Annotated in this window: 20 protein-coding genes; 11 read left to right on the top strand and 9 right to left on the bottom strand. The window is 69.8% G+C overall.

Features of this window, described 5'->3' with window-relative positions; genetic code table 11:
* Nucleotides 1-306 (top strand): hypothetical protein (locus AWH51_RS08410; protein WP_063071633.1); only part of this gene is annotated, 306 nt, incomplete at its 5' end.
* Nucleotides 307-444: 138 nt separating this feature from the next.
* Here the strand turns inward: AWH51_RS08410 and AWH51_RS08405 are convergent.
* From AWH51_RS08405 to AWH51_RS08395, 3 genes are all read right to left on the bottom strand, one after another.
* Entirely contained in the window at nt 445-1,050 is a 606-nt protein-coding gene (locus AWH51_RS08405) for a nitroreductase family protein (RefSeq protein ID WP_063071632.1), read from the bottom strand.
* 112 nt (nt 1,051-1,162) lie between these two features.
* Nucleotides 1,163-2,239: a Gfo/Idh/MocA family protein gene (locus AWH51_RS08400; RefSeq protein ID WP_063071631.1), complete on the bottom strand. Its 1,077-nt coding sequence runs from the start codon at nt 2,237-2,239 to the stop codon at nt 1,163-1,165.
* Nucleotides 2,236-2,967 carry a ThuA domain-containing protein gene (locus tag AWH51_RS08395; protein WP_063071630.1) on the bottom strand — a complete coding sequence of 244 codons (732 nt, stop codon included), beginning with the start codon at nt 2,965-2,967 and terminating at the stop codon, nt 2,236-2,238. Before AWH51_RS08395 ends, AWH51_RS08400 begins: the two co-directional genes overlap by 4 nt.
* A gap of 177 nt (nt 2,968-3,144) precedes the next feature.
* On the opposite strand from AWH51_RS08395, the gene AWH51_RS08390 reads away from it, so the two are divergent.
* From AWH51_RS08390 to AWH51_RS15710, 4 genes are all read left to right on the top strand, one after another.
* Nucleotides 3,145-4,017 (top strand): sugar phosphate isomerase/epimerase family protein, encoded by an 873-nt coding sequence (locus AWH51_RS08390; protein WP_063071629.1) that lies wholly within the window; start codon nt 3,145-3,147, stop codon nt 4,015-4,017.
* A gap of 387 nt (nt 4,018-4,404) precedes the next feature.
* Complete coding sequence (locus AWH51_RS08385; RefSeq protein ID WP_063071628.1) at nt 4,405-4,677, top strand: hypothetical protein; 273 nt, start codon at nt 4,405-4,407, stop codon at nt 4,675-4,677.
* A 40-nt stretch (nt 4,678-4,717) separates the two neighbouring features.
* The gene (locus AWH51_RS08380; protein WP_063071627.1) at nt 4,718-5,356 is read left to right on the top strand and encodes an SLATT domain-containing protein; all 639 of its coding nucleotides are present in this window, start codon (nt 4,718-4,720) and stop codon (nt 5,354-5,356) included.
* Nucleotides 5,340-6,653 carry an SMODS domain-containing nucleotidyltransferase gene (locus AWH51_RS15710; RefSeq protein ID WP_081234988.1) on the top strand — a complete coding sequence of 438 codons (1,314 nt, stop codon included), beginning with the start codon at nt 5,340-5,342 and terminating at the stop codon, nt 6,651-6,653. The genes AWH51_RS08380 and AWH51_RS15710 overlap by 17 nt, the downstream gene beginning before the upstream one ends.
* Before the next feature lie 295 nt (nt 6,654-6,948).
* Here the strand turns inward: AWH51_RS15710 and AWH51_RS08375 are convergent, their stop codons facing one another.
* Both AWH51_RS08375 and AWH51_RS08370 read right to left on the bottom strand, forming a co-directional pair.
* Nucleotides 6,949-8,850: an ABC transporter ATP-binding protein gene (locus AWH51_RS08375; protein ID WP_063071626.1), complete on the bottom strand. Its 1,902-nt coding sequence runs from the start codon at nt 8,848-8,850 to the stop codon at nt 6,949-6,951.
* A 408-nt stretch (nt 8,851-9,258) separates the two neighbouring features.
* Entirely contained in the window at nt 9,259-9,537 is a 279-nt protein-coding gene (locus AWH51_RS08370) for a GlsB/YeaQ/YmgE family stress response membrane protein (protein ID WP_063071625.1), read from the bottom strand.
* Between the two features lie 124 nt (nt 9,538-9,661).
* Here AWH51_RS08370 and AWH51_RS08365 point away from each other — a divergent pair, with 124 nt between their 5' ends.
* Nucleotides 9,662-10,330, top strand: a complete 669-nt coding sequence (locus AWH51_RS08365) for a response regulator transcription factor (protein ID WP_063071624.1) — start codon at nt 9,662-9,664, stop codon at nt 10,328-10,330.
* Between the two features lie 51 nt (nt 10,331-10,381).
* Here AWH51_RS08365 and AWH51_RS15905 read toward each other — a convergent pair whose 3' ends face one another.
* Nucleotides 10,382-10,552: a type II toxin-antitoxin system ParD family antitoxin gene (locus AWH51_RS15905; RefSeq protein ID WP_107490182.1), complete on the bottom strand. Its 171-nt coding sequence runs from the start codon at nt 10,550-10,552 to the stop codon at nt 10,382-10,384.
* 91 nt (nt 10,553-10,643) lie between these two features.
* On the opposite strand from AWH51_RS15905, the gene AWH51_RS08355 reads away from it, so the two are divergent.
* From AWH51_RS08355 to AWH51_RS08350, 3 genes are all read left to right on the top strand, one after another.
* Nucleotides 10,644-11,708 (top strand): S66 family peptidase, encoded by a 1,065-nt coding sequence (locus AWH51_RS08355; RefSeq protein WP_063071622.1) that lies wholly within the window; start codon nt 10,644-10,646, stop codon nt 11,706-11,708.
* A gap of 954 nt (nt 11,709-12,662) precedes the next feature.
* Nucleotides 12,663-13,205 (top strand): hypothetical protein, encoded by a 543-nt coding sequence (locus AWH51_RS16040; protein ID WP_131798122.1) that lies wholly within the window; start codon nt 12,663-12,665, stop codon nt 13,203-13,205.
* Between the two features lie 206 nt (nt 13,206-13,411).
* Nucleotides 13,412-13,912: a hypothetical protein gene (locus AWH51_RS08350; RefSeq protein ID WP_063071621.1), complete on the top strand. Its 501-nt coding sequence runs from the start codon at nt 13,412-13,414 to the stop codon at nt 13,910-13,912.
* A gap of 21 nt (nt 13,913-13,933) precedes the next feature.
* Here the strand turns inward: AWH51_RS08350 and AWH51_RS08345 are convergent, their stop codons facing one another.
* Nucleotides 13,934-14,980 carry a glycosyltransferase family 9 protein gene (locus tag AWH51_RS08345; protein WP_063071620.1) on the bottom strand — a complete coding sequence of 349 codons (1,047 nt, stop codon included), beginning with the start codon at nt 14,978-14,980 and terminating at the stop codon, nt 13,934-13,936.
* A 63-nt stretch (nt 14,981-15,043) separates the two neighbouring features.
* Nucleotides 15,044-15,709 (bottom strand): DedA family protein, encoded by a 666-nt coding sequence (locus AWH51_RS08340; protein WP_063071619.1) that lies wholly within the window; start codon nt 15,707-15,709, stop codon nt 15,044-15,046.
* Nucleotides 15,710-15,988: 279 nt separating this feature from the next.
* On the opposite strand from AWH51_RS08340, the gene bla reads away from it, so the two are divergent.
* Complete coding sequence (gene bla / locus AWH51_RS08335; RefSeq protein WP_081234986.1) at nt 15,989-16,978, top strand: class A beta-lactamase; 990 nt, start codon at nt 15,989-15,991, stop codon at nt 16,976-16,978.
* A gap of 272 nt (nt 16,979-17,250) precedes the next feature.
* Here the strand turns inward: bla and AWH51_RS08330 are convergent, their stop codons facing one another.
* The gene (locus AWH51_RS08330) at nt 17,251-18,948 is read right to left on the bottom strand and encodes a ribonuclease J (RefSeq protein WP_063071618.1); all 1,698 of its coding nucleotides are present in this window, start codon (nt 18,946-18,948) and stop codon (nt 17,251-17,253) included.
* Nucleotides 18,949-19,496: 548 nt separating this feature from the next.
* Between AWH51_RS08330 and AWH51_RS08325 the strand changes: the two genes are divergently transcribed.
* Nucleotides 19,497-21,032 (top strand): SulP family inorganic anion transporter, encoded by a 1,536-nt coding sequence (locus AWH51_RS08325; protein WP_063071617.1) that lies wholly within the window; start codon nt 19,497-19,499, stop codon nt 21,030-21,032.
* Nucleotides 21,033-21,156: the final 124 nt, after the last annotated feature.

Raw genomic sequence — 21,156 nt, 5'->3', positions numbered from 1 at the left:
GTGCTGCTGCCCGTGCTCGGGTTCGTCGGCGCGGCCGACGCGGCGACCGCCGGCCAGCTCGACGTGCCCGTGACCCTCATCGCGCTCGGCGTCGGGGTGTCGCTGGTGGTCGCGCTCGTGATGCTCGGCATCGCCGCCCGCACCCGGGACGGCCGCGTCGCGTGGGTCGCGGCGGTCTCCGCGGTGGTGGCGACGCTCGTCGGATCCGCGTGGCCGCTCGTCGCCACCGTGATCGCGGGCGTCGACCAGGTGCAGGACGCGATCCCGTTCCTCCGCGACCTCGTGGGGCACGTGCTCGGCGGCTGAGTCCGCGGGATCCGCATCGGCCGACGCGCCCGCCCGTCCTCGCCGCCCGCCCTGACTCGTCGCCCGGCCCGACCCGCCGCCCGCGCACGGCAGCGGCCGCCGACCCGGAGGTCGACGGCCGCGGGCGCGCGGGATCCGCTACTCGCGGACGAGCACCAGCTCGGACAGCGGCAGGCGCGAGCGCGGCGCGGTCTCGCGCTCGGCGAGCGGGCCCTCGAGCGCGTCGGCCGGGGCGACCGTGCCGACGGCCGTGACCGTGAGCGGCTGCAGGTTCTCGGGCAGGTCGAACGCGGCCGAGAGCTTGTCGAACTCGACGCCGGCCATCTGATGCGTGTGCAGGCCCTCGGCCTGCGCCTGCACGGAGAGGTGGGCGACGGCCTGGCCGAGGTCGTACGCGGCGTAGGGCCGCTTCTCGCCCTCGACCGTGGAGGTCTCGGCGATCGCGACGACGAGCGCCGACGCGTTCACGGCCCACGCGGCGTTGAAGCCGACGAGCGAGTCGACGATCGTGTCGAACGCGTGCGTGCCGCGGCGGGCGACGATGAAGCGGCGCGGCTGCTGGTTGCTGCCGGACGGGGCCCAGCGCGCGGCCTCGAGCAGGGCGTCGAGCTGCGCGTCGGAGACGGTGGCGTCCTTGTCGAAGGAGCGCGGGCTCCAGCGGGTGTCGAGCTCGCGCACGAGCGGCACGGCCGTGTCGGCGGTGCGGGCGGTGGATGCGGGGGTGGTGCTCTCGGTGAGGGTCATGGCCGTCCTTCGGTCGGGGGTCGGGGTCGGCACGCCGTCGGGCCTCGCGGATCACAAGGCGGGGCGCGGCCCGGCTATTCCTGCATGACGCGGGGACGGCCGGGCCGGCGCGTCAGCCGGCGAGCGGGTCGCGCACGTCCTCCACCTGTCCGGACTCCGCGGAGCGGCCCGCGGCCTCCATCAGCGCGAGGCTGCCGAGGTTGTCGCGGCCGCTCGTCTCGGGCGGCGGGCCGCCGAGGATCGAGAGGGCGAAGGCCCGGAGGCCCGCGGCGCGGCCCGTGAGCGGGAGCGTCTCGAGGTCGAGCTCGCGCTCGGCGCCCGCGGCGTCGCGGATCCCGACCCGGTCGGCCGAGACGCCCTCGCCGCGGCTGGTGAAGGTCAGTTCGCCGTCGGCGCCGGAGATGCGCCACTCCCCGGCCCACGGCGTCGCGGGTCCCCGGTGCAGCCAGCTGCCGCGGTAGTCGACGATGAGGCCGCCCTCCAGCTCTATGACCATCGACGCGACGGCCGGGTCGCGGTAGTGGCTGAACGACGGGCGGCTGGTGCGGGCGAACACGCGCACGGCCTCGCGGCCCGTGATCATGCGGATCAGGTCGAAGTGGTGGATCGCCATGTCGTTGATGATCGGCTGCGGGAACCGGTAGTGCGGGTACTCCTCGGGCTCGTCGTTGTCCCACTGGCGGAAGTCGATCTCGATGGTCGCGACCTCGCCCAGCGCATCGGCCGCGAGCAGCTCGCGCACGCGGCGGGGCGCCGGGTACCAGCGGTAGTTCTGGCTGACCTGCACGATGAGGCCCAGCTGCTCGGCCGTGCGGACCACGGCGGCGGCCTCCGCGGTCGAGTTCGCGAACGGCTTCTCGACGATCACGTGCTTGCCGGCCTCGAGCGCCTCCAGCGCGAGCGGCGCGTGCGTGACGGCCGGCGCGGTGATGATCACGGCGTCCGCCTCCACCGCGGCGAGCGCGTCGGCCAGCGACGCGAACGCGACCGACGCCGGCAGGCCGAGCAGCGCGCGGACCTTCTCGCGGGTGGGCTCGCTCGGATCCACGACGCCTGCGACCTCGATCTCGGCGACCTGCGGCACGGCGTTGCGGGCCCAGTCGCCGCCCCAGCCGCCGAGGCCGACGTGGATCACGCGGACGCGGGGGCCGTCGTACGCGGGAGCGGCCGGCTTCTCCGTGGCGCTCATCGGGCGAGGAACCAGTCGCGCGGGTGCTCGTCGGCCGTGAGGTCGGCGCGGCCGTCGGTCGGCGCGACCCAGCGGGCGGCGTTCGCGAGCACGCGGCGGATGTCGGGGTGGTGGTACACGGGGTACTCCTGGTCACCGGGTGAGAAGTAGAAGACCCGGCCGCGTCCGCGGTGGTACGCGACGCCCGAGCGGAACACCTCGCCGCCCGCGAAGGTGGAGAGGAACACCTCCTCGTCGGGGCGCGGGATGTCGAACTGCTCGCCGTACATCTCCTGCCGGTCGATGACGATCGGGTGCGGGATCCCCTCGGCGATGGGGTGCTGCGGCGCGATGGTCCAGACCAGCTCGCGCTCGCCGTCGTTCCGCCACTTGAGCGAGCAGGTCGTGCCCATGAGGCGCGTGAACACCTTCGAGTAGTGGCCGGAGTGCAGCACCACGAGGCCCATGCCTGCGTGCACGTGGCGGATCACGCGTGCGACGACCTCGTCGGAGACGTCGCCGTGCGCGACGTGCCCCCACCAGTAGACGACGTCGGTGGCGGCGAGGCGCTCCTCGGTGAGGCCGTGCTGATCCTCCTGGAGGGTCGCCGTGCTCACCTGCGCCTCGTCGCCCAGCAGCTCGCGGAGGCCGTCGGCGACGACCGCGTGGATCCCGTCCGGGTAGTGCGACAGGACCGTCGCGTCACCCCGGCTCTCGTGCACGTTCTCGTTCCAGACGACGATGTCCATGGCGCTCCTCATCGGGCGGTGATCGGGGGAGCGGGCGTCGTGCGGCCGGGTCGGCCCGGGATCACCCCGGACACCGCGGCGTGCCCGCGCCTACGATCGTACGCATGCCCCGCGCCGATGCGGGCGACCCGGAGGCCGCATGAACGCCATCGCCCACGACCCGACCGGAGCGATCCGATGACGGGCCCGAGCGGGTCCGCCGGCCCGACCGGATCCACGCGTCCCACCGGATCCACCCGCCCCACCGACAAGGCCGTCCACGCCTGGTCGCTCGACGGGACGCTCGGGCATCCGCGCGTCGCCGGCCCGGACGGAACCGGCGCCGTCACCCGCGCCGCGGGGGCGCTCGACCTCCTCGACCTGCCCGCCGAGCTCGCCCGCCGCGGCTACCGGGCGGTGCAGCTCGCCCACTTCCAGCTGCCCACGCGCGACGCCTCCTACCTGGAGGAGCTGCGGTCGTCGCTCGAGTCGTCGGCCATCGTGCTCGACGCGTTCCTCGTCGACGACGGCGACCTCACGCACCCCACCGAGGCCGACCTGCACGAGCGGTGGATCTCCGAGCGGCTCGACGACGCCCTCACCCTCGGCGCGCACCACGCCCGCGTCGGCGCCGGCCGCAGCGCGCCCACCCCGGAGCTGCTCGCGTCGAGCGCGCGGCGCATGTCGCGGCTCGCGGACGCGCACCCGGGCATCCAGGTGGTCGTCGAGAACTGGCGCGAGATGATGCCCGACGCCGACGCCGTGCTCGCCCTCTTGGCCGACGCGGGCGACATCCGCCTCCTCATCGACCTCGGCAACTGGACGATGCCCGACAAGCACGAGCAGCTCGCGCGCATCGCCCCGCACGCGGTCACCTGCCATGCCAAGGCGCACCGCCACGACGACGGCCGCCTCGACGAGGTCGACTACGCCCGCTCCCTCCGCGTGCTCCAGGACGCGGGCTTCCAGGGCGCCCTCGCGATGGTGAACGAGTCGAGCCGGCCCGACGGATCCGACGAGTGGGACGGCCTGGAGCAGGAGTTCGAGGTGGTGCGGCGGGTGTTCGGGTGATGTGCCTGCCGGCGTAGCCCCCTCGGCGACAGCACCCTTCGCGGCTTACCTACTCCTTCGCCTCAACAGCAAGCCATTGGCCTTCGCGCTCCTTGAAGCCACTTCGCCACGCGCGGCTTGCATTCTGGAAGACGAGGAGCGCCTGTCCCGACTATCGCCTTAGTCGACCTACAAGGACTTACAGACAATATCGGGATTTGCTGCGCCGGGCTTCAGCTCCTAAAAACGCCTTTGGCGTACCCCGCAGCGCTCCGCCAAAGCTGCGACTCCGACGCTGCCCCGCCATTTGCCCCCAAAGTGGGTACAAAAATGACGCCCGTTTGTGCCAGTAGTGCGGCATGATTCATCTGCCGCAACATTGTGGGACAACATCCGAAGGAGGTCACCGTGAAGGTCGAGGATCAGCACCCATGGATCAACACGTACTGGGTGGAAGGGGAGCTTGCCTGGCAGGACGAGCACTACCACGTCCCGGTGTCAGTGGGCGATGGCATGCTCGTCCCCGGGCAGGCATACCGGCGGTTTCGAGTCGTCGACGTCTGGTACAGCACCGACAAGCACGGCTACTTTGACATCGGCCGCCATGTTTTCCTGCGAGATGTCACCGACACCCAAGACGACCGCCTCGGACGAGTTGCACCGAACTACTTCAAGAACTGAACATCGCGCCGGCGACGTCGAGTCGACGCACGGAGGATGCATGGACCAGCCAGAACCCGCAGGGTCAACTGACACTCAACGCACGCTCCTCCTTGGCCAGGTGCGCGAAATCTACGGACGGATCGCGTACACACAAAAGACCCACGAAGTCCAAGCAGACCTATTTGAGGCCCGATCACGCAAGCACCGAGTGGTGAAGTTTGTTCTAGTGGCGGCCGGGTCCGGCACCTTTATTGCGTCGCTGGCGGGCGTGTTCCTCGAGCCTAAGTGGGGCTCGCTGGTGACCTCTTTTGTCGCTGTCGTGGTAGCTGGCGCCAGCCTTGCCGATCGTACCTTCCGCTATGGCGAGGAGATGCAGCAGCATCGTAATACCGCGGCACAGCTGTGGGACATTCGGGAGTCCTACCTCTCGCTCATCGTCGATCTAAAGGCCGGCAACGTCTCGACGCATGAGGCGGCGGAGCGGCGGGATGCCCTGCAGAAAGCTGCTGGCGCTGTGCTTCGCGATGCCCCCCGGACAAGCCCCGAGGCCTACATAACCGCGCAGGATCGGTTGAAGAACCGCGAAGATCTGACATTCACCTCGGCGGAACTGGACTTATTGCTACCCGAAAGACTACGGGACAATGAACCAAACAGTAACAAAGAAAGCGAGGACGGCAATGACGCAGACCGCTGACATCTTCGACGCCCTGCTGTCAAATCTGGCTGTTGATACAACTGAAAATATTGCGACCCGCAGAGACGAAATAACGAAAGCGCTAAACAGCGAGTTCCGTGACCTGGAGGGGTCAGACGCAAACAAGTTGATGGTCGGATCCTATGGTCGAGCGACCGCCATTAAGGGTATTTCAGACCTGGATTTACTCTATATTCTACCCTCGAGCCTTAATGTCGACTACCACTCGGCTGGTGGGCCGCGTAAGGCGCTACAGCGATCTCGCGATGCCATTGCAAAACGCTACTCCAACACGACAGTCCGTGTTGACCGACTCGTTGTAGTAGTTGAGTTTACTAACTTTATGTTCGAGGTGCAGCCAGTCTTCGAGAACGATGACACGTCGTACGACTACCCGGACACCTACAGTGACTCGTGGAAGGTCACGAAGCCGCGCGACGAGATAGCCGCAACTAAGGAGACGAACAACACAACATCTGGCAATCTTCGTCGGCTTTGCAAACTGACCAGGGCCTGGCGAAACAAGCACGGGATAGTGATGGGCGGGCTACTGGTCGACACGCTGGCCTACAACTACCTCACCAGCCATGACGCGCACCACAGTTCAAATTCCGAGCTCTACGGCGAAATGATACGTGATTTCCTGCGCTACCTTGCCGACCAAGAGGACCATGATTTTTATGTAGCCTTAGGGAGCCGACAACGCGTCAAGGTCAAGAAGCGATTTCAGAAAAGCGCAGCTTCGGGTGCCGATCTCTGCGACGAGGCCATCAGCGCGGCCGGCACTAAAAGCGAGTTCAAAAAGTGGCGAGCTGTATTTGGCAAAGCTTCGCCGGCGGAGCCCGCAACGGCGAAAACCCTTTCGGCCGCCGCATTGCCGGTCGGAAGATTCACCGACACCGAGCAATTCATTGAGGACCAATACGCGGTAGACATACGGCACGGGCTCGACATCACGTGCATAGTCACGCAGGCTGGGTTCCGCCCCATCTCCCTCACTCAATACTTAATCAAGCATCGTCGACTGCCACCGAAAAAGACTCTCAGCTTCACGATCGACAATACGGACGTCCCACTTCCGTACGAAGTGCGTTGGAAGGTCCTTAACCGGGGACCGGAAGCGGAACGCCGGGACCAAATTCGCGGCGATATTATCAGAGGCAACTATGCGGGTGGTAACGAACGCCGAGAGCCAACGGCATTTCGCGGCGATCACTACGTCGAGTGTTACGTAATCCGCCACGGCATCGTTGTCGCACGTGCTCATCTCTACGTGCCCATCGAAGCAGGCAGCTAACTTCCAGACGGCGGACCTGCGTGTGGCTCACACCTGAGGCCACGACAAGGACTGCTGCGCGTATTGGACACAAGTTGTTTACGCTACGGCGCCATCATCCCTCGGACACTAGTGATGAGTATGACCTCCTCGGCGAGCAAGCCCCTCCTCGGGTCCGGTATCGGCATTAATCCGGGGCACTCAAAGCGGTTCGCTGCTCGCCGGGCCGTTAAAAGTAAACGAACTTGAACCCGCCGAACTTCACGGGCGAATATGCCTTCGGTCGACGACGAGTCGAACGGGCCGGGCGCCGCCATCAGAGGCCGGGCCCGCCGTCCACGTCCGCCGCCACCGCCTTCCGCACCGCGAACTGCGTCCGGTGCAGCTCCTCGTAGCGGCCGTTCGCGGCGAGCAGCTCGTCGTGCGTGCCGCGCTCGACGATGGCGCCGTCCTCGACCACGAGGATCATGTCCGCGCTGCGGATGGTGGAGAGGCGGTGGGCGATGACGAGGGCCGTCCGCCCCTCGAGCGCCTCGCTCAGCGCGGCCTGCACCGCGGCCTCCGACGTGGAGTCGAGCGCGGCCGTCGCCTCGTCGAGGATGACGACGCGCGGCTGCGCGAGCAGGAGCCGCGCGATGGTCATGCGCTGGCGCTCGCCGCCGGAGAGCCGGTAGCCGCGCTCCCCCACCATGGTGTCGAGCTGGTCCGGCAGCGAGCGGACGAGCGGCTCGAGCCGGGCGCGGCGCACGGCGTCCCACACCTCGTCGTCGGTCGCGTCCGGCCGCGCCAGGCGCAGGTTGGACAGGATCGTCTCGTGGAACAGGTGGCCGTCCTGCGTCACCATGCCGAGGGTGTGCCGCATGGAGGCGAAGGTGACGTCGCGCACGTCCGTCCCCGCGAGGCGCACGGCGCCGCGGTCGACGTCGTACAGGCGCGAGAGCAGCTGCGCGATCGTGGACTTGCCGGCGCCGGACGTGCCGACGAGCGCCACGGTCTGCCCCGCCTCGATCCGGAACGAGACGCCATGCAGCACCTCGTCGCCGCCGCGGGTGTCGAGCGTGGCGACCTCCTCGAGGGAGGCCAGCGACACCTTGTCGGCGGACGGGTAGGCGAACCGCACGTCGTCGAACTCGACGGACACGGGGCCGGCCGGGACCGTGACGGCGTCGGGCTTCTCCTGGATGAGGGGCACGAGATCCAGCACCTCGAAGACGCGCTCGAAGCTGACGACCGCGCTCATGATCTCGACCCGCGCGTTCGCGAGGCTGGTCAGCGGCGCGTACAGGCGCGTGAGGAGGAGCGCGAGCGTGACGACCTCGCCGGTGTCGAGCTGGTCGGACAGCGCGAGGAAGCCGCCGAGCCCGTAGACGAGAGCGAGGGCGAGCGCGGAGACGAGCATCAGCGCGGTGACGAAGACGAACTGGAGCATCGCGGTGCGCACCCCGATGTCGCGGACGCGGGCGGCGCGCACGCGGAACTCCGCGGACTCCTCGTCGGGCCGGCCGAACAGCTTCACGAGGGTGGCGCCGGGCGCCGAGAACCGCTCGGTCATCTGCGTGCTCATCGCCGAGTTGTGGTCGGCGGCCTCGCGGCGGAGCGCGGCGAGGCGACCGCCCATGCGGCGCGCGGGCACGAGGAAGAGGGGGAGCATGATCACCGCGAGCACGGTCACGAGCCACGACGTGCTGAGCATGACGGCGAGGGTGAGGATCAGCGCCACGAGGTTCGTGACCACGCCGGAGAGCGTGCCGCTGAAGGCCTGCTGCGCGCCGATCACGTCGTTGTTGAGGCGGCTCACGAGGGCGCCGGTGCGCGTGCGGGTGAAGAACGCGATGGGCATCTTCTGCACGTGGTCGAAGACGGCGGTGCGGAGGTCGAGGATCACGCCCTCGCCGATGCGCGCCGAGAACCAGCGGGTCACGAGCGAGACGGCGGCGTCGGCCACGGCCACGAGGGCGATGACGACGGCGAGCCGGATGATCGTGCCCACCTCGCCGCGGGCGACGATGACGTCGACCACCTGGCCGGCGAGCACCGGCGTCGCGACGGCGAGGAACGCGCCGACCACGGACAGCCCGATGAAGACGAGCAGCTTCGCCCGGTACGGCACGGCGAACGTCAGGATCCGCTTCACGGACGCGCGCGAGATGCCGCGCGCGTCGTCGCGCGCGCTCGAGATCTTGTAGAGCGAGCTCCAGGCGACGCCTTCCATGCTCATGGTGGTTCCTCTCGTGGGCGCTGCGCTCCGCTCGGGCGAGCGGCGGTCCGCCCGGGGTCGGACGTCCCGGCGGCGGGCCGGGCGGTGTCCGCATCGATGCCCGGCCGGCGACGTCGTCGTCGCGACTGGATCCGCGGACGGAGCGTGGACGGGTCGTCCTGCCGGCGGGCGCATGCCCATCATGAGCCACGGACGGCGCGATCACGTCCTCGGACAGGGAGCCGACACCGGATGCGCCCGGGCGGCCCGCTCATTGGACGGATGCCGCCCTCGCCCGACTGCCGCACATGATCGGACCGCGCACGCCGGAGGGGCGGGCCGCCTGCTCGGCGACCCGCCCCTCCGCTGCTTCCGCTACCGGCGGTCGCCCGGCACGCGCCAGCGCGTCCAGGGCTCGCCCGGCCGTGTTCAGCGGCGCACGGACGTGCGGCCGCCGACCTTCACGTAGACGAGCAGCACGATGATGGCGCCGATGATCGAGCCGACGATGCCGGCGGGCTGGAAGAAGCCGTCCATGGCGTCGCGCTGGAAGATCAGGAAGCCGAGGAAGCCGCCGACGAACGAGCCGACGATCCCGAGCAGGATCGTCATGGGGATCGACAGGTTCTGGCGGCCGGGGACGACCGCGCGGGCGATGAAGCCCGCGATGAGGCCGACGACGATGAGGCTGATGATGAGTCCGAGCATGGTGATCTCTCTTCTGTGCGAGCACGTCAGGAAGACGCGCGGTGGTGCCCGTTCGGGGCGATGACCTCAACCAACCACCCTCCGGGGTGTGGGAGCACACCCCTGGGGGTGGGATCCTGGATCCATGCCCGCCACCCGCACCCGCCCCGTCACGATCGCGCTCGTCGACGACTACGACGTGGTGCTGAAGGGCCTCGCCCACATGTTCGACGACTACCGCGACCGTGTGGTCGTCGCCGAGATCGACGCCAACGCGGCTCTCTCCGACGACATCGACATCGTGCTCTACGACTCGTTCGCGCAGCCGGAGTCCGACCACCACGAGATCGCGGAGCTGGTGCGGAACCCCCGCGCCCGCCGCGTGGTCGTCTACACCTGGAACTTCCAGCCCGAGCTGATCGCCGACGCGCGCCGGCAGGGCGTGCAGGGCTACCTCTCCAAGGCGCTGCCCGCGCGGGAGCTCGTGGAGGCGCTCGAGCGGATCCACTCCGGCGAGGAGCTCTTCAACGAGGCGCCGCTACGGGCCGCGAGCGCGCCGTCGCTCGACTGGCCGGGCAAGCGCGAGGGGATCACCGACCGAGAGTCGGAGATCCTCGCGCTCATCACGCAGGGCAAGAGCAACCAGGAGGTCGCGGCGCTCACGTACCTCTCCCCCAACACGGTGAAGAGCTACATCCGCTCGATCTACCGCAAGATCCAGGTGCAGAGCCGCACCCAGGCGGTCATCTGGGGCGTCGGGCACGGGTTCAGCCCGGATCATCATCGGATCGACCATTGGCTGGGTGGGCCGTAGGCCATCCATCCGATCCCCCCGCGGTCGCCACGGGCCTGAACCGGCAGGCGGTCAGGCGCGCTTGGCCGCGATGAACGCTTCCACGTCGAATGGTGCGGCGTCGCCGCTCGCTTCCCCCACGACCAGCGCGGCCCGCAGCACCTCCCTTGCGGACCGGTCTCGCCCGGATACCACCTGTCGGGAGAGGGACGCGTCCCGGCCGCTCAAGCTGTCTTGTGCCATGGAGCATGGATACCGAGGATCGGCACAGGAGGCAAGGGCGCAGCGGGGCGGAGTCCGCGCGCTCACGGCCTCCTCTGGGAGCATGACCCGCATGATCCCCTCCACCTCCTCCCGGTTCCGCAAGTCCGTGCCCAAGGCGAAGGCGGGAGATCGGGTTGCGGTGCTGAGCCCCGCGTTCGCGGCCCCCGGGATCGCGCCCGAGGTGCACGAGCAGGCGATGCGGCGGCTCCAGGAGGCGACCGGGCTGATCCCCGTCGAGTACCCGACCACCCGGCGGCTCGGCGCCAGCGCCCGCGACCGCGCCGCCGACATCACGGCCGCGTTCGCCGACGACTCCATCCGCGCCATCGTCTCGACCATCGGCGGGGACGACCAGGTCACGGTGGTGCCGCACGTCGACATCGAGGAGCTGGCCCGGAACCCCAAGCCGTTCCTCGGCTACAGCGACAACACGAACCTGCACAACCTGCTCGCGGGGCTCGGCATCCCGAGCTTCTACGGCGGATCCACCCAGGTGCACCTCGGCGCAGGCCCCGGCATCGACGACGTGCACCTGCGCTCGCTGCGCGCCGCGCTCATCGAGGGCGGAACGCTGGAGATCACCGAGCCCGGGGAGTCGGAGGACTTCGGGATCGACTGGACGGATCCTCGCGCGCTCACCGAGCACGGCGAGCGCCACACGACCGAGCCGTGGAAGTGGGCCGGGCCCGCGAAGACCGTGGAGGGGCCGACGTGGGGCGGCTGCATCGAGGTGATCGACCAGATCGCGATGGCCGGACGCATGCCCGAGGTCGCGAAGCTCGAGGGCGGGATCCTGCTGCTGGAGACGAGCGAGGAGGTGCCGTCGGCCGACAGCGTGCGGCGGTGGGTGCGCGGGCTCGGCGAGCGCGGGATCCTCGACGTCGTCGCGGGCGTGCTCGTCGCCCGGCCGGTGACCACCGTCATGGGCGCGCCGGTGCCGTCGGCCGAGGAGCGCGCGCGGCTGCGGGCGGAGCAGCGCGACACGATCATCGAGCAGGTCGACCGCTACAACCCGCGCGCGGTGGTGTGCGTGGGCGTGCCGTTCGGGCACACGCGGCCGCAGTGGATCCTGCCCCACGGCGGCAGGGTGCGGCTCGACGGGGCGGCGAAGACGGTGTTCGCGGACTACAGCTGACCGCCGCGAAGTACGCAAACATGCCACCTGGCGCGCCTTTTCATGGCAACTTGTTATCAAGACTGACGCTCGTCGAGCGCTCTCAAGCAAAGGGCGTTTACTTTATCGAAGGCATCGTCTTCGAGCAAGACTCGACTCAACCGATAACCACCTCCGGACTCCAAGTTTTTGTGCCCGCTTGGTCAACGCCGGAAGAAACTCATCGTGCACTCAGTGACATCGTGGACTTGGCACCCCTGGGCCCTGATTCGTGGACGAACTTCCCGCCGGAGATGACGCCGTGGGCGATATGACTGACGCTTCACTACGACCTCGCGCCGGTCGAGCGTCATCTTGATATCAACGCACCGGGGATATACCTTTGCTAGGTCCACAGGCACGAACAAACGGCACGCACAACGACCGTGGTGGGTACGACGAGATATGACCATGCCGTATTGCCGACCTAGCAGCCGCGAACGCTACCAGGTGATCCAGCCTCCGAAGAGATTCGACAGCAGCTAGATAAATAGCGCACCGATTCGCATGCGGCATCCGCAACAAGTTCACTCGCTTGAACTCCAGGCGCGACATCAGTTGAAGCCGACAGCCCCATATATACATCCAAGTGGCGCTCGAGTAGAGGTGGCGAAGCAGGTAAATCGTACTGCACCATGGCGGGAACGAGGACTCCGCTTTTATTAACGGCCGCCCCGAGTCCACGGCTTAGGTTCGAGACATCGCCTGTCGGAAAGTCAACCATCGACCCCCGCGGCGAACGAGTCATTCGATGACGAGTACTCCGCAAGGCGGCGTCCGGCGACCTGGACTCTCTAACGCTTCGTAGTTTCATGCGTAGGGGTCTGTGGACAAGAACCCATTCCCATCCGAACGGGCTAGTACCTTGCCCTCGTCATAGCAAACACTCCCTCCAGCGAATGACTGGTTCATGCAACGCGCACGGAAGGCGCCAACATGCACAAAACAATCAGTGTCATTGCAAACATTGCCTTTGCAATGACTGTCACCGTAGCTGCGCCAGCTGCCGCGTACGGCGCAACCGCCGCACCGGGCAGAGATGCCAATCATCACTATGTCGTGGTCACGGCAGCAATGCCTAAATCAATGATTGACGCAGCATTGAAGCATCAAGTCGTCGCACAAACCGATGAAGCTAGCGAGGTCAGTACTCGCTGGCAGGATTACAAGGACCGGCTCGTCGTCCTGCGAATCACGGCGCAGTCCAAGATCTATTTCAAGCATAACTTGAATTACACAGCAGTTCGCGTCGCGACCCAGGAGCCCGATAGCGGGGAACCGAACGCCGGTAGCGCATGGAAGTACCTCACCACTTTTTTGAAGGTGGATCCCGAGACAGGTGAAGTTGAAGACTCAGTAGTGGTTAAAACCATAGTCGACTTCCGAGACGTAGACGGAGATCCGCAGGGGGTGGTCACTTCCTACTGTGATGGAATTGAAGGGGCATGTCCTTCCTGGGTGAATGAGACAGTCAGCTGACGCGATGTTGCCGCGGGGCATCATGCCCCGCGGCAACGCTCTCCGCACCGCGCAATAAGCGGCATCGAATCATTGGTGCGCGTGGGTGTGCCGTTTGGCACACGCGGCCGTAGCTGATCTCGCCCCACGGCGGTACGTTACGGATCGACGGGGCGGCGAAGACGATGCTCGCGAACTACAGTTGACAGCGTATAGAGGGCCTGAAGATGGAACATTCGAACCTGCCGAGCGGCGCGACGTTCCGCGGGAACCTGCTGTCGCGGCTGACGCTCGTGGAGCGGTCGCAGCCGGAGGGCGTCGCGATCGTCGAGGGCGTCGAGTTCGCGGAGGACTCGTCGACGCTGATCACGACCTCCGGGGACCGGATCCGCGTCCCGGCGTGGGCGACGAGCGAGGAGATCCATGAGGCACTCGCCGCCGTCATGCCGCTCGCGCCGCTGGACACGGACTGCTGGCAGAGCTTCCCGTCCGACATGACGCCGTGGGCGATCTGGCTGACGCTGCACTACGACCTCGCTTCACTTGAGGGTCACCTCGACGACAACGTGCCGGGGGTGCACCTGGTCGAAGTGCATCGCGAGGGCGAGCTCGCGCGCATCGTCACGGGGATCGGCGACGAGCGCTTCCGGCACGAGGTGCCGCTCACGGAGCAGCCGCTCGCGATCCCGGTGGACCTCGCGTTCGAGGTCATGCGGCTGCGGCGCTGAGCCGTCCTGGCGCCAGGAAGGTCAGTCGCGCGGCTCGCCCGTGAGCGGCCGGATCACGCGGTGGCCGTCGAGGGAGCGGGCCGCCTCGAGGACGTGGGCAGGCGTGATCGCGAGGAGCGCCGGATCCGGGATGGCGGAGAACGTGTCGCCGAGGCGCTGCGACGCGTCGGTCAGCACGATGTGCGGGCCGGATGCGGGCGGGCCCCACTCCTCGGGCGGGGCCGGGCCGAAGATCACGACCGAGGGGATGCCGTAGGCGGTCGCGAGGTGGGCGGCGCCGGTGTCGGCGGAGATCACGAGGTCGGCGGCCGCGATGATCCCGGCGAACGCGTCGAGGGCGAGCTCGCCCGCGAGCACGGTCTCGGTCGGCATGCCGGCGATCGCGGCGACCTCGAGGGCGCGCTCGCGTTCCTTGTCCGAGCCGGTGAAGACGACCTTGCGGCCCTCGTCGGCGAGCGCGCGGGCGACCTCGGCGAAGCGCTCGACGGGCCACTGGCGGGATCCGTAGGCGGCGCCCACATGGATCACCACGGCGTGCTCGGCGACGGGCGGCTCGACGGGGACGAGGATGCCGACGTCGTCCGGATCCGCGGGCATGCCGTGCCAGGAGACGAGCCGGGCCCAGCGGTACCGCTCGAGGACGTGGTCCTCCCAGGCGGGGCCGTCGGCGGCGGGCATCCCGTCGAGCTCGGGCGCCGCGTGGCCGAGCGTGCGGTGCGCCCGCAGCTCGTGGAGGAGGGTGCGGCTCTCGATGCCGGCGCCGTGCAGGTTGATCGCGAGGTCGACCGTGCCGGCCTCGCGTGCGATGGGGTGGTCGAAGCCCTGCTGCGGGAGGTGCTCGTCGACCATGCCGAGGAGCCGGACGACCGGCGCGAGCCAGCCGGTGGTGGCCAGCGAGATGCGGGCGTCGGGGTGCGCGCGACGGATGGCCCGGAGCGCGGGGACGGCCACGAGGATGTCGCCGAGCTTGATGGCGCGGAGGACGAGGATCTCGTTCGGGGCGTCGGCGGATCCGGTCGCGGGGCGGGCGTCGTCGGGGAGGGCGGCGCGGTCGCCGGGGATCTGCATGGGTTCCAGCCTGGCAGAGGGGACCGGCGGTGACCGGGTCGCGCCGCCGCCGGGACCAGCGAGTCAGGCCGCCCGCACCCGCCGGATCAGCCGCGACACCACGAACCACACGACGAGCAGCGCGATGACGCCGACCGCCGCGTACGAGATCAGGCCGCTCCACTCCTCGAGCACCGGGCGGATCGCCGGGCCGAACGCGAAGCCGAGGCCCACCCAGATGGCGTTCCAGGCGCCGGATCCGAGCACCGTGTAGAGCGAGAACCGCGCGAGCGGCATGCGCTCGATGCCCGCCGGGATGGAGATGAAGGAGCGCACGAGCGGCACGCAGCGGCCGAGGAGCACGGCCGTGCCGCCCCAGCGCGCGAAGAAGGCCTCGGCCTTGTCGAAGTCGGCGTGGTCGAGCAGCGGGATCCGGCCGACGAGGCGGCGGGTGCGGTCCCGGCCGAGCGCGGCGCCGATCGCGTACCAGATGAGGGCGCCCACGAGCGCGCCGACGGTCGCCGCGGCCCAGGCGCCCCACGCGCTCATGCGGCCCTCGTAGGAGAGGAAGCCGGCGACGGGGAGGATCGCCTCCGACGGAATCGGCGGCACGAACGTCTCGATGAGCACGGCGAGGCCCACGCCCACCTCCCCCAGCGTCTCGATGAGGGAGAGGACCCAGCCGACGAAGCCGTCGTACCCCTCGCTCGGGTGGATCTCGCCGGGGGTCACTGCGGTGATGGCGCTCATGCGGCCTCTCGTCTCTCGGGGGGTCGGGCGTCGGGGTGCGCATCGGTCGGATGCCGGGGTCCCGCGTCGGGGACCCCGCGCAGCCTAGGGAACAGATTTCCACATCCGCTGAATCGGGCTTGTGGGCCGCGCGTCGGCCGCGCCTTGGCCCGTGCGTGGTCCGCGCGGGGGACGTGCCTGCACCGCCCGGGGGACGACGCGCCCGCCCGCGCACGAGAGGCTGGATCCGCGGCCCGCGCCGCACCGCCTCCCACCCGACGCCTCCCGAGGAGCCCCGCCGTGATCCACCCCGCCCGCCGCACGGCCCGCCGCACGGCCCGCACAGCCCGCGCCGCGATCGCCGCGACGCTCGCCGCCGCCCTCCTCGCCGGATGCGCCGCCACCCCCGCCGAGGCCCCGACCGCGACCCCGCCCGCGACCGCCGCGCCGTCCGCATCCGCCGCCCCCGCCGTCGACCGGGCCGCGGCCGACGCCGCCTTCACCGCCCTCGAGCAGCGCTTCGGCGCGCGCCTCGGCGTGCACGCGATCGACACCGGCACGGGCGCCGAGGTCTCCTGGCGCGCGGACGAGCGGTTCGCGTACGCCTCCACCATCAAGGCCCCGCTCGCGGCCGCGCTGCTCGACCGCGTCGGCATCGCCGGGATGGAGCGCGCCGTGCCGATCGAGGCGGCCGACATCCTCGCCTACGCGCCCGTCACCGAGACGCGCGTCGGCGGCACGATGACCCTCCGCGAGCTGGCGGAGGCGGCGATGACGCGCAGCGACAACACGGCCGCGAACCTCCTGCTCGAGGCCCTCGGCGGCCCGGCCGAGCTGGACGCCGCGCTCACCGCCCTGGGCGACGACACGACGGTCGTCTCCCGCACCGAACCGACGCTCAACGAGGCGATCCCCGGCGACGACCGCGACACGACCACCCCGCGCGCGGCCGCCGCGCTGATGCGGGCCTACGCGCTGGGCGGTCCGGGTGCCCTCGCGGATCCGCTCGACGACGACGAGCGCGCCCTCTTCACCGGCTGGCTGACGGCGACGCAGACGGGCGCCACGCTCGTGCGCGCCGAGCTGCCGACGGAGTGGACGGTCGGCGACAAGTCGGGCAGCGGCGCCTACGCGAGCCGCGGCGACGTCGCGGTGATCTGGCGGCCGGACGCCGCGCCCATCGTCATCGCGGTGCACTCGTCGAAGCAGCAGCAGGACGCGGTCGCCGACGACGCGCTGGTCTCCGGTGCGGCGAATGCCGCGGCGGAGGCGCTGGGCGCGCTCGGCTGAGCCGCGGGGTCGGCGCACGGTGCCGTCAGCGACCCGGCGCCGTCAGCGCCGGCGGCACGACCGGATCAGCGCCCCGCGTCGCACGCGGTCGAGCTCGGCGCGGAGCCCGGCCCGCCGGGCCTCCCGCGATCCGTAGGCGGGTGCTCTCGGCGGCGGGCGTCATGCGCGAGCGACCCCACGGAGCGGCGCCGGGCATGCCGCGGCCGGCGGGCGCCTGAGCGCTCCGCCGGCCGGAGGGACGGATCCCGGAGGATCCGGTGGTGCGTGTCGAGCTAGTCGGCGTCGACCACCACGGCCGTGATGACCGGCTGGCGACGGTGCTGGCGCTGCAGCCAGCGGGACAGGCCCTCGCTCATCGCGCGCTCGGCGGCGGGGCCGTCGAGACGGCGGCGACCGGCGGCGGCCTGGAGGGCCTTGCTGACCGCGGCCTCCGCCTCCTTCTTCCAGCCGTCGTGCGCGACGAAGCCGCGCGTGAGGAACTCGGCCGGGTCGAGGAGCTTCTGGCTCGGCTCGTCGAAGATCCCGAGCACGGTGATGTGCCCCTCCTCGGCGAGCGTGCGGCGGTCCTCGAGGGCCTTCTCCGTGGCGACGCCGATGGTGGCGCCGTCGACGAAGACGTAGGGCGCGGGGATCCGGCCGGAGACGGTGGCGCGGCCCTTGACGAGGTCGACGCTCACGCCGTCCTCGATGATGTGGACGTTGCTCTCGGGCACGCCCGTCTTCACCGCGAGCGCGGCGTTGGCGACGAGGTGGCGCCACTCGCCGTGCACGGGCAGGACGCCCTTCGGCTTGACGAGGTTGTAGCAGTAGACGAGCTCGCCGGCGCTGGCGTGGCCGGAGACGTGGACCTTGGCGTTGCCCTTGTGCACGACGTCGGCGCCCCAGCGGATGAGGCCGTTGATCACGCCGTAGATGGCGTTCTCGTTGCCGGGGATGAGCGAGCTGGCGAGGAGGATCGTGTCGCCCTCGCCCACCTCGATGATGTGCTCGCGGCGCGCCATGCGGCTGAGCGCGGCCATCGGCTCGCCCTGCGAGCCGGTGCAGACGAGCACGACCTTCGCGTCGGGCATCTTCTCGAGCTGCTTGAGGTCGACGATGAGGCCCTTCGGCACCTTGAGGTAGCCGAGGTCGGCGGCGATCTTCATGTTGCGCACCATCGAGCGGCCCACGAACGCGACCTTGCGGCCGTGCGTGTCGGCGGCGTCGAGCACCTGCTGGATGCGGTGCACGTGGCTCGCGAAGCTGGAGACGACGATGCGCTTGGGCGCCTTGCGGAACACCTGCTCGATGGCCGGCGCGATGTCCTGCTCGGCGGTCGTGAAGCCGGGGACCTCCGCGTTGGTGGAGTCGGTGAGGAACAGGTCGACGCCCTCCTCGCCGAGGCGCGCGAACGCGCCCAGGTCGGTGAGGCGGCGGTCGAGCGGGAACTGGTCCATCTTGAAGTCGCCCGTGTGCAGGATCAGGCCGGCCTGCGTGCGGATCGCGACGGCGAGGCCGTCCGGGATGGAGTGGTTCACGGCGATGAACTCGAGGTTGAAGACGCCGGCGTCGATGCGGTCGCCCTCCTTCACCTCGCGCGTGACGGGCTTGATCTTGTGCTCCTCGAGCTTCGCGGTGATGAACGCGAGCGTGAGGCGGGAGCCGATGATCGGGATGTCCGGGCGCTCCTTGAGGAGGTACGGGACGCCGCCGATGTGGTCCTCGTGGCCGTGCGTGAGGACGATGCCCTTGATCTTGTCGAGACGGCCGCGGAGGGCGCTGAAGTCGGGGAGGATCACGTCGATGCCGGGCTGCGTCTCCTCGGGGAAGAGCACGCCGCAGTCGACGACGAGCAGCTCGCCGTCCTGCTCGAAGATCGTCATGTTGCGGCCGACGTCGCCGAGGCCGCCGAGCGGGGTGATCCGCATGCCGCCGCGGGGCAGGCGCCCGGGCTTGGCGAGGTCGAGGGAGTGCGCGGTGGTGGGAGGCATGGTGCCTTTCTGGTGGTGTCGTGCTGGTGTGTCGTGCAGGTGATGTCAGGGGGCGGACGCGCGATGCGCGCCACGCGGATGATGCTGGACTCAGCGGCGATGCCGGGCGTCCGTCTGGTCGTGCGGGGTGGTGCCGCACCGGATCGCGGACGACGAGCGCATGCGCCGCACGCGGACCGGCGGTGGTGCCGGAGCGGGCGCGGTGGGACGGGATCGATCGAGGCCCAGGGCCCGTCTCGCGGTCGTGCGGGTCGGTGCGCGATGCGCCGCGACGAGCGCGTCCCCGGGCCGATCGTGCCGAGCCCGTCGACAGCACTGTACCGCGCCGCCCCGACCGGGTGCCCGCGCGGGGGCGGCGCGGCCGTCGCGTCGAGCCCGGTCCCGATCCGACGTGACACCAACCCTACCCTCACGTTAGGGTAGGGTTCCGGAGCCCCGCTCCGATCCCCTCCGCTCCCGCCCGTGCGCGGCAGCCCCGATCCGCGCAGCGACGCGCCCCAGTCCTCAGAAGAGCGGGCGCGACGCCCGCGACAGAACGGAGCACCACCATGCCCACCCGCACCCCGACCCGCACCACCGCACCGGTCCGCCACCGACCGCCGTCCGGCCCGACCGTCCTCCAGGCGCTGAAGGACCCGCGCATGCTCAGCCGCGAGGTGCTCGCGGGCCTCGTCGTCGCGCTCGCGCTCATCCCCGAGGCCATCTCGTTCTCGATCATCGCGGGCGTGGATCCGCGCGTCGGCCTCTTCTCCTCGTTCGTGATGGCCGTCTCCATCGCGTTCCTCGGCGGGCGCCCCGCCATGATCACCGCGGCCACGGGCGCCATCGCGCTCGTCATCGCGCCGGTCGCCCGCGACCACGGGCTCGACTACCTCATCGCCACCGTGATCCTCGGCGGCGTGTTCCAGGTGCTCTTCGCGGTGATCGGCGTCGCGAGGCTCATGCGCTTCATCCCGCGTTCGGTGATGGTCGGCTTCGTGAACGCGCTCGCGATCCTCATCTTCACGTCGCAGCTGCCGCAGCTCATCGGGGTGCCGTGGGCGGTGTACCCGCTGGTCGCGGTGGGGCTCGCGATCATCGTGTTCCTGCCGCGGCTGACGAAGGCCGTCCCGGCGCCGCTGGTCGCGATCGTGCTGCTGACCGCCGCCGTGGTCGTGATGGGCATCGGCGTGCCGCGCGTCGGCGACGAGGGCGAGCTCCCCCGCAGCCTCCCGTCGCTGTTCCTCCCCGATGTGCCGCTCACGTTCGAGACCCTCCGCATCATCGCGCCGTACGCGGCCGCGATGGCCGTGGTCGGGATCCTCGAGTCGCTGATGACCGCGAAGCTCGTCGACGACATCACCGACTCCCCCAGCCACAAGACCCGCGAGGCCTGGGGCCAGGGCGCCGCGAACGTGCTCTCCGGGTTCTTCGGCGGGATGGGCGGCTGCGCGATGATCGGCCAGACGCTCATCAACGTGAAGGCCTCGGGCGCGCGCACCCGCATCTCGACCTTCCTCGCCGGGATCTTCGTGCTCGTGCTCGTGGTGGGCCTGGGCGACGTGGTCGCGATCATCCCGATGGCCGCGCTCGTGGCCGTGATGGTGATCGTGTCGGTCGGCACCTTCGACTGGCACAGCATCCGACCGTCGACGCTGAAGCGCATGCCGCTCGGCGAGACCGCGGTCATGGTGCTCACCGTCGTGATCGTCGTGGCCACCCACAACCTCGCCATCGGCGTGGTCGCGGGCGTGGTCGTCGCGATGATCGTGTTCGCCCGCCGGGTGGCGCACTTCGCCACGGTCGACCGGCGCATCAGCGTCGACTCCACCGGACACGAGACCGTGCACTACGAGGTCGTCGGGGAGCTGTTCTTCGCCTCGAGCAACGACCTCACGACGCAGTTCGACTACGCGGGCGACCCGGAGCGCGTGCTCATCGACATGAGCGGATCCCACGTCTGGGACGCCTCCACCGTCGCGGCGCTGGACGCGATCACCACGAAGTACCACCAGCACGGCAAGGAAGCGGAGATCGTCGGGATGAACGCCGCCTCCACCGCCATGCACGCGCGCCTCGCCGGGAACCTCGGCGCCGGACACTGACCGGCGCGGACCGATCGCGGCGGCGGACCCTACCCTCACGTTACGATAGGGACGCGGCCCGACCGATCGTCGGCGCCGCCCCCGCCTGCCGCACCGGGACGCCACCGCGTCCGCCTCCGGGCCG

It is taken from the genome of Clavibacter tessellarius (assembly GCF_001618005.1).
Taxonomy (GTDB): Bacteria; Actinomycetota; Actinomycetes; order Actinomycetales; family Microbacteriaceae; genus Clavibacter; species Clavibacter tessellarius_A.
The sequence above is the reverse complement of the archived record's forward strand: the minus strand, read 5'-3'. Positions and strand labels throughout refer to the sequence as shown.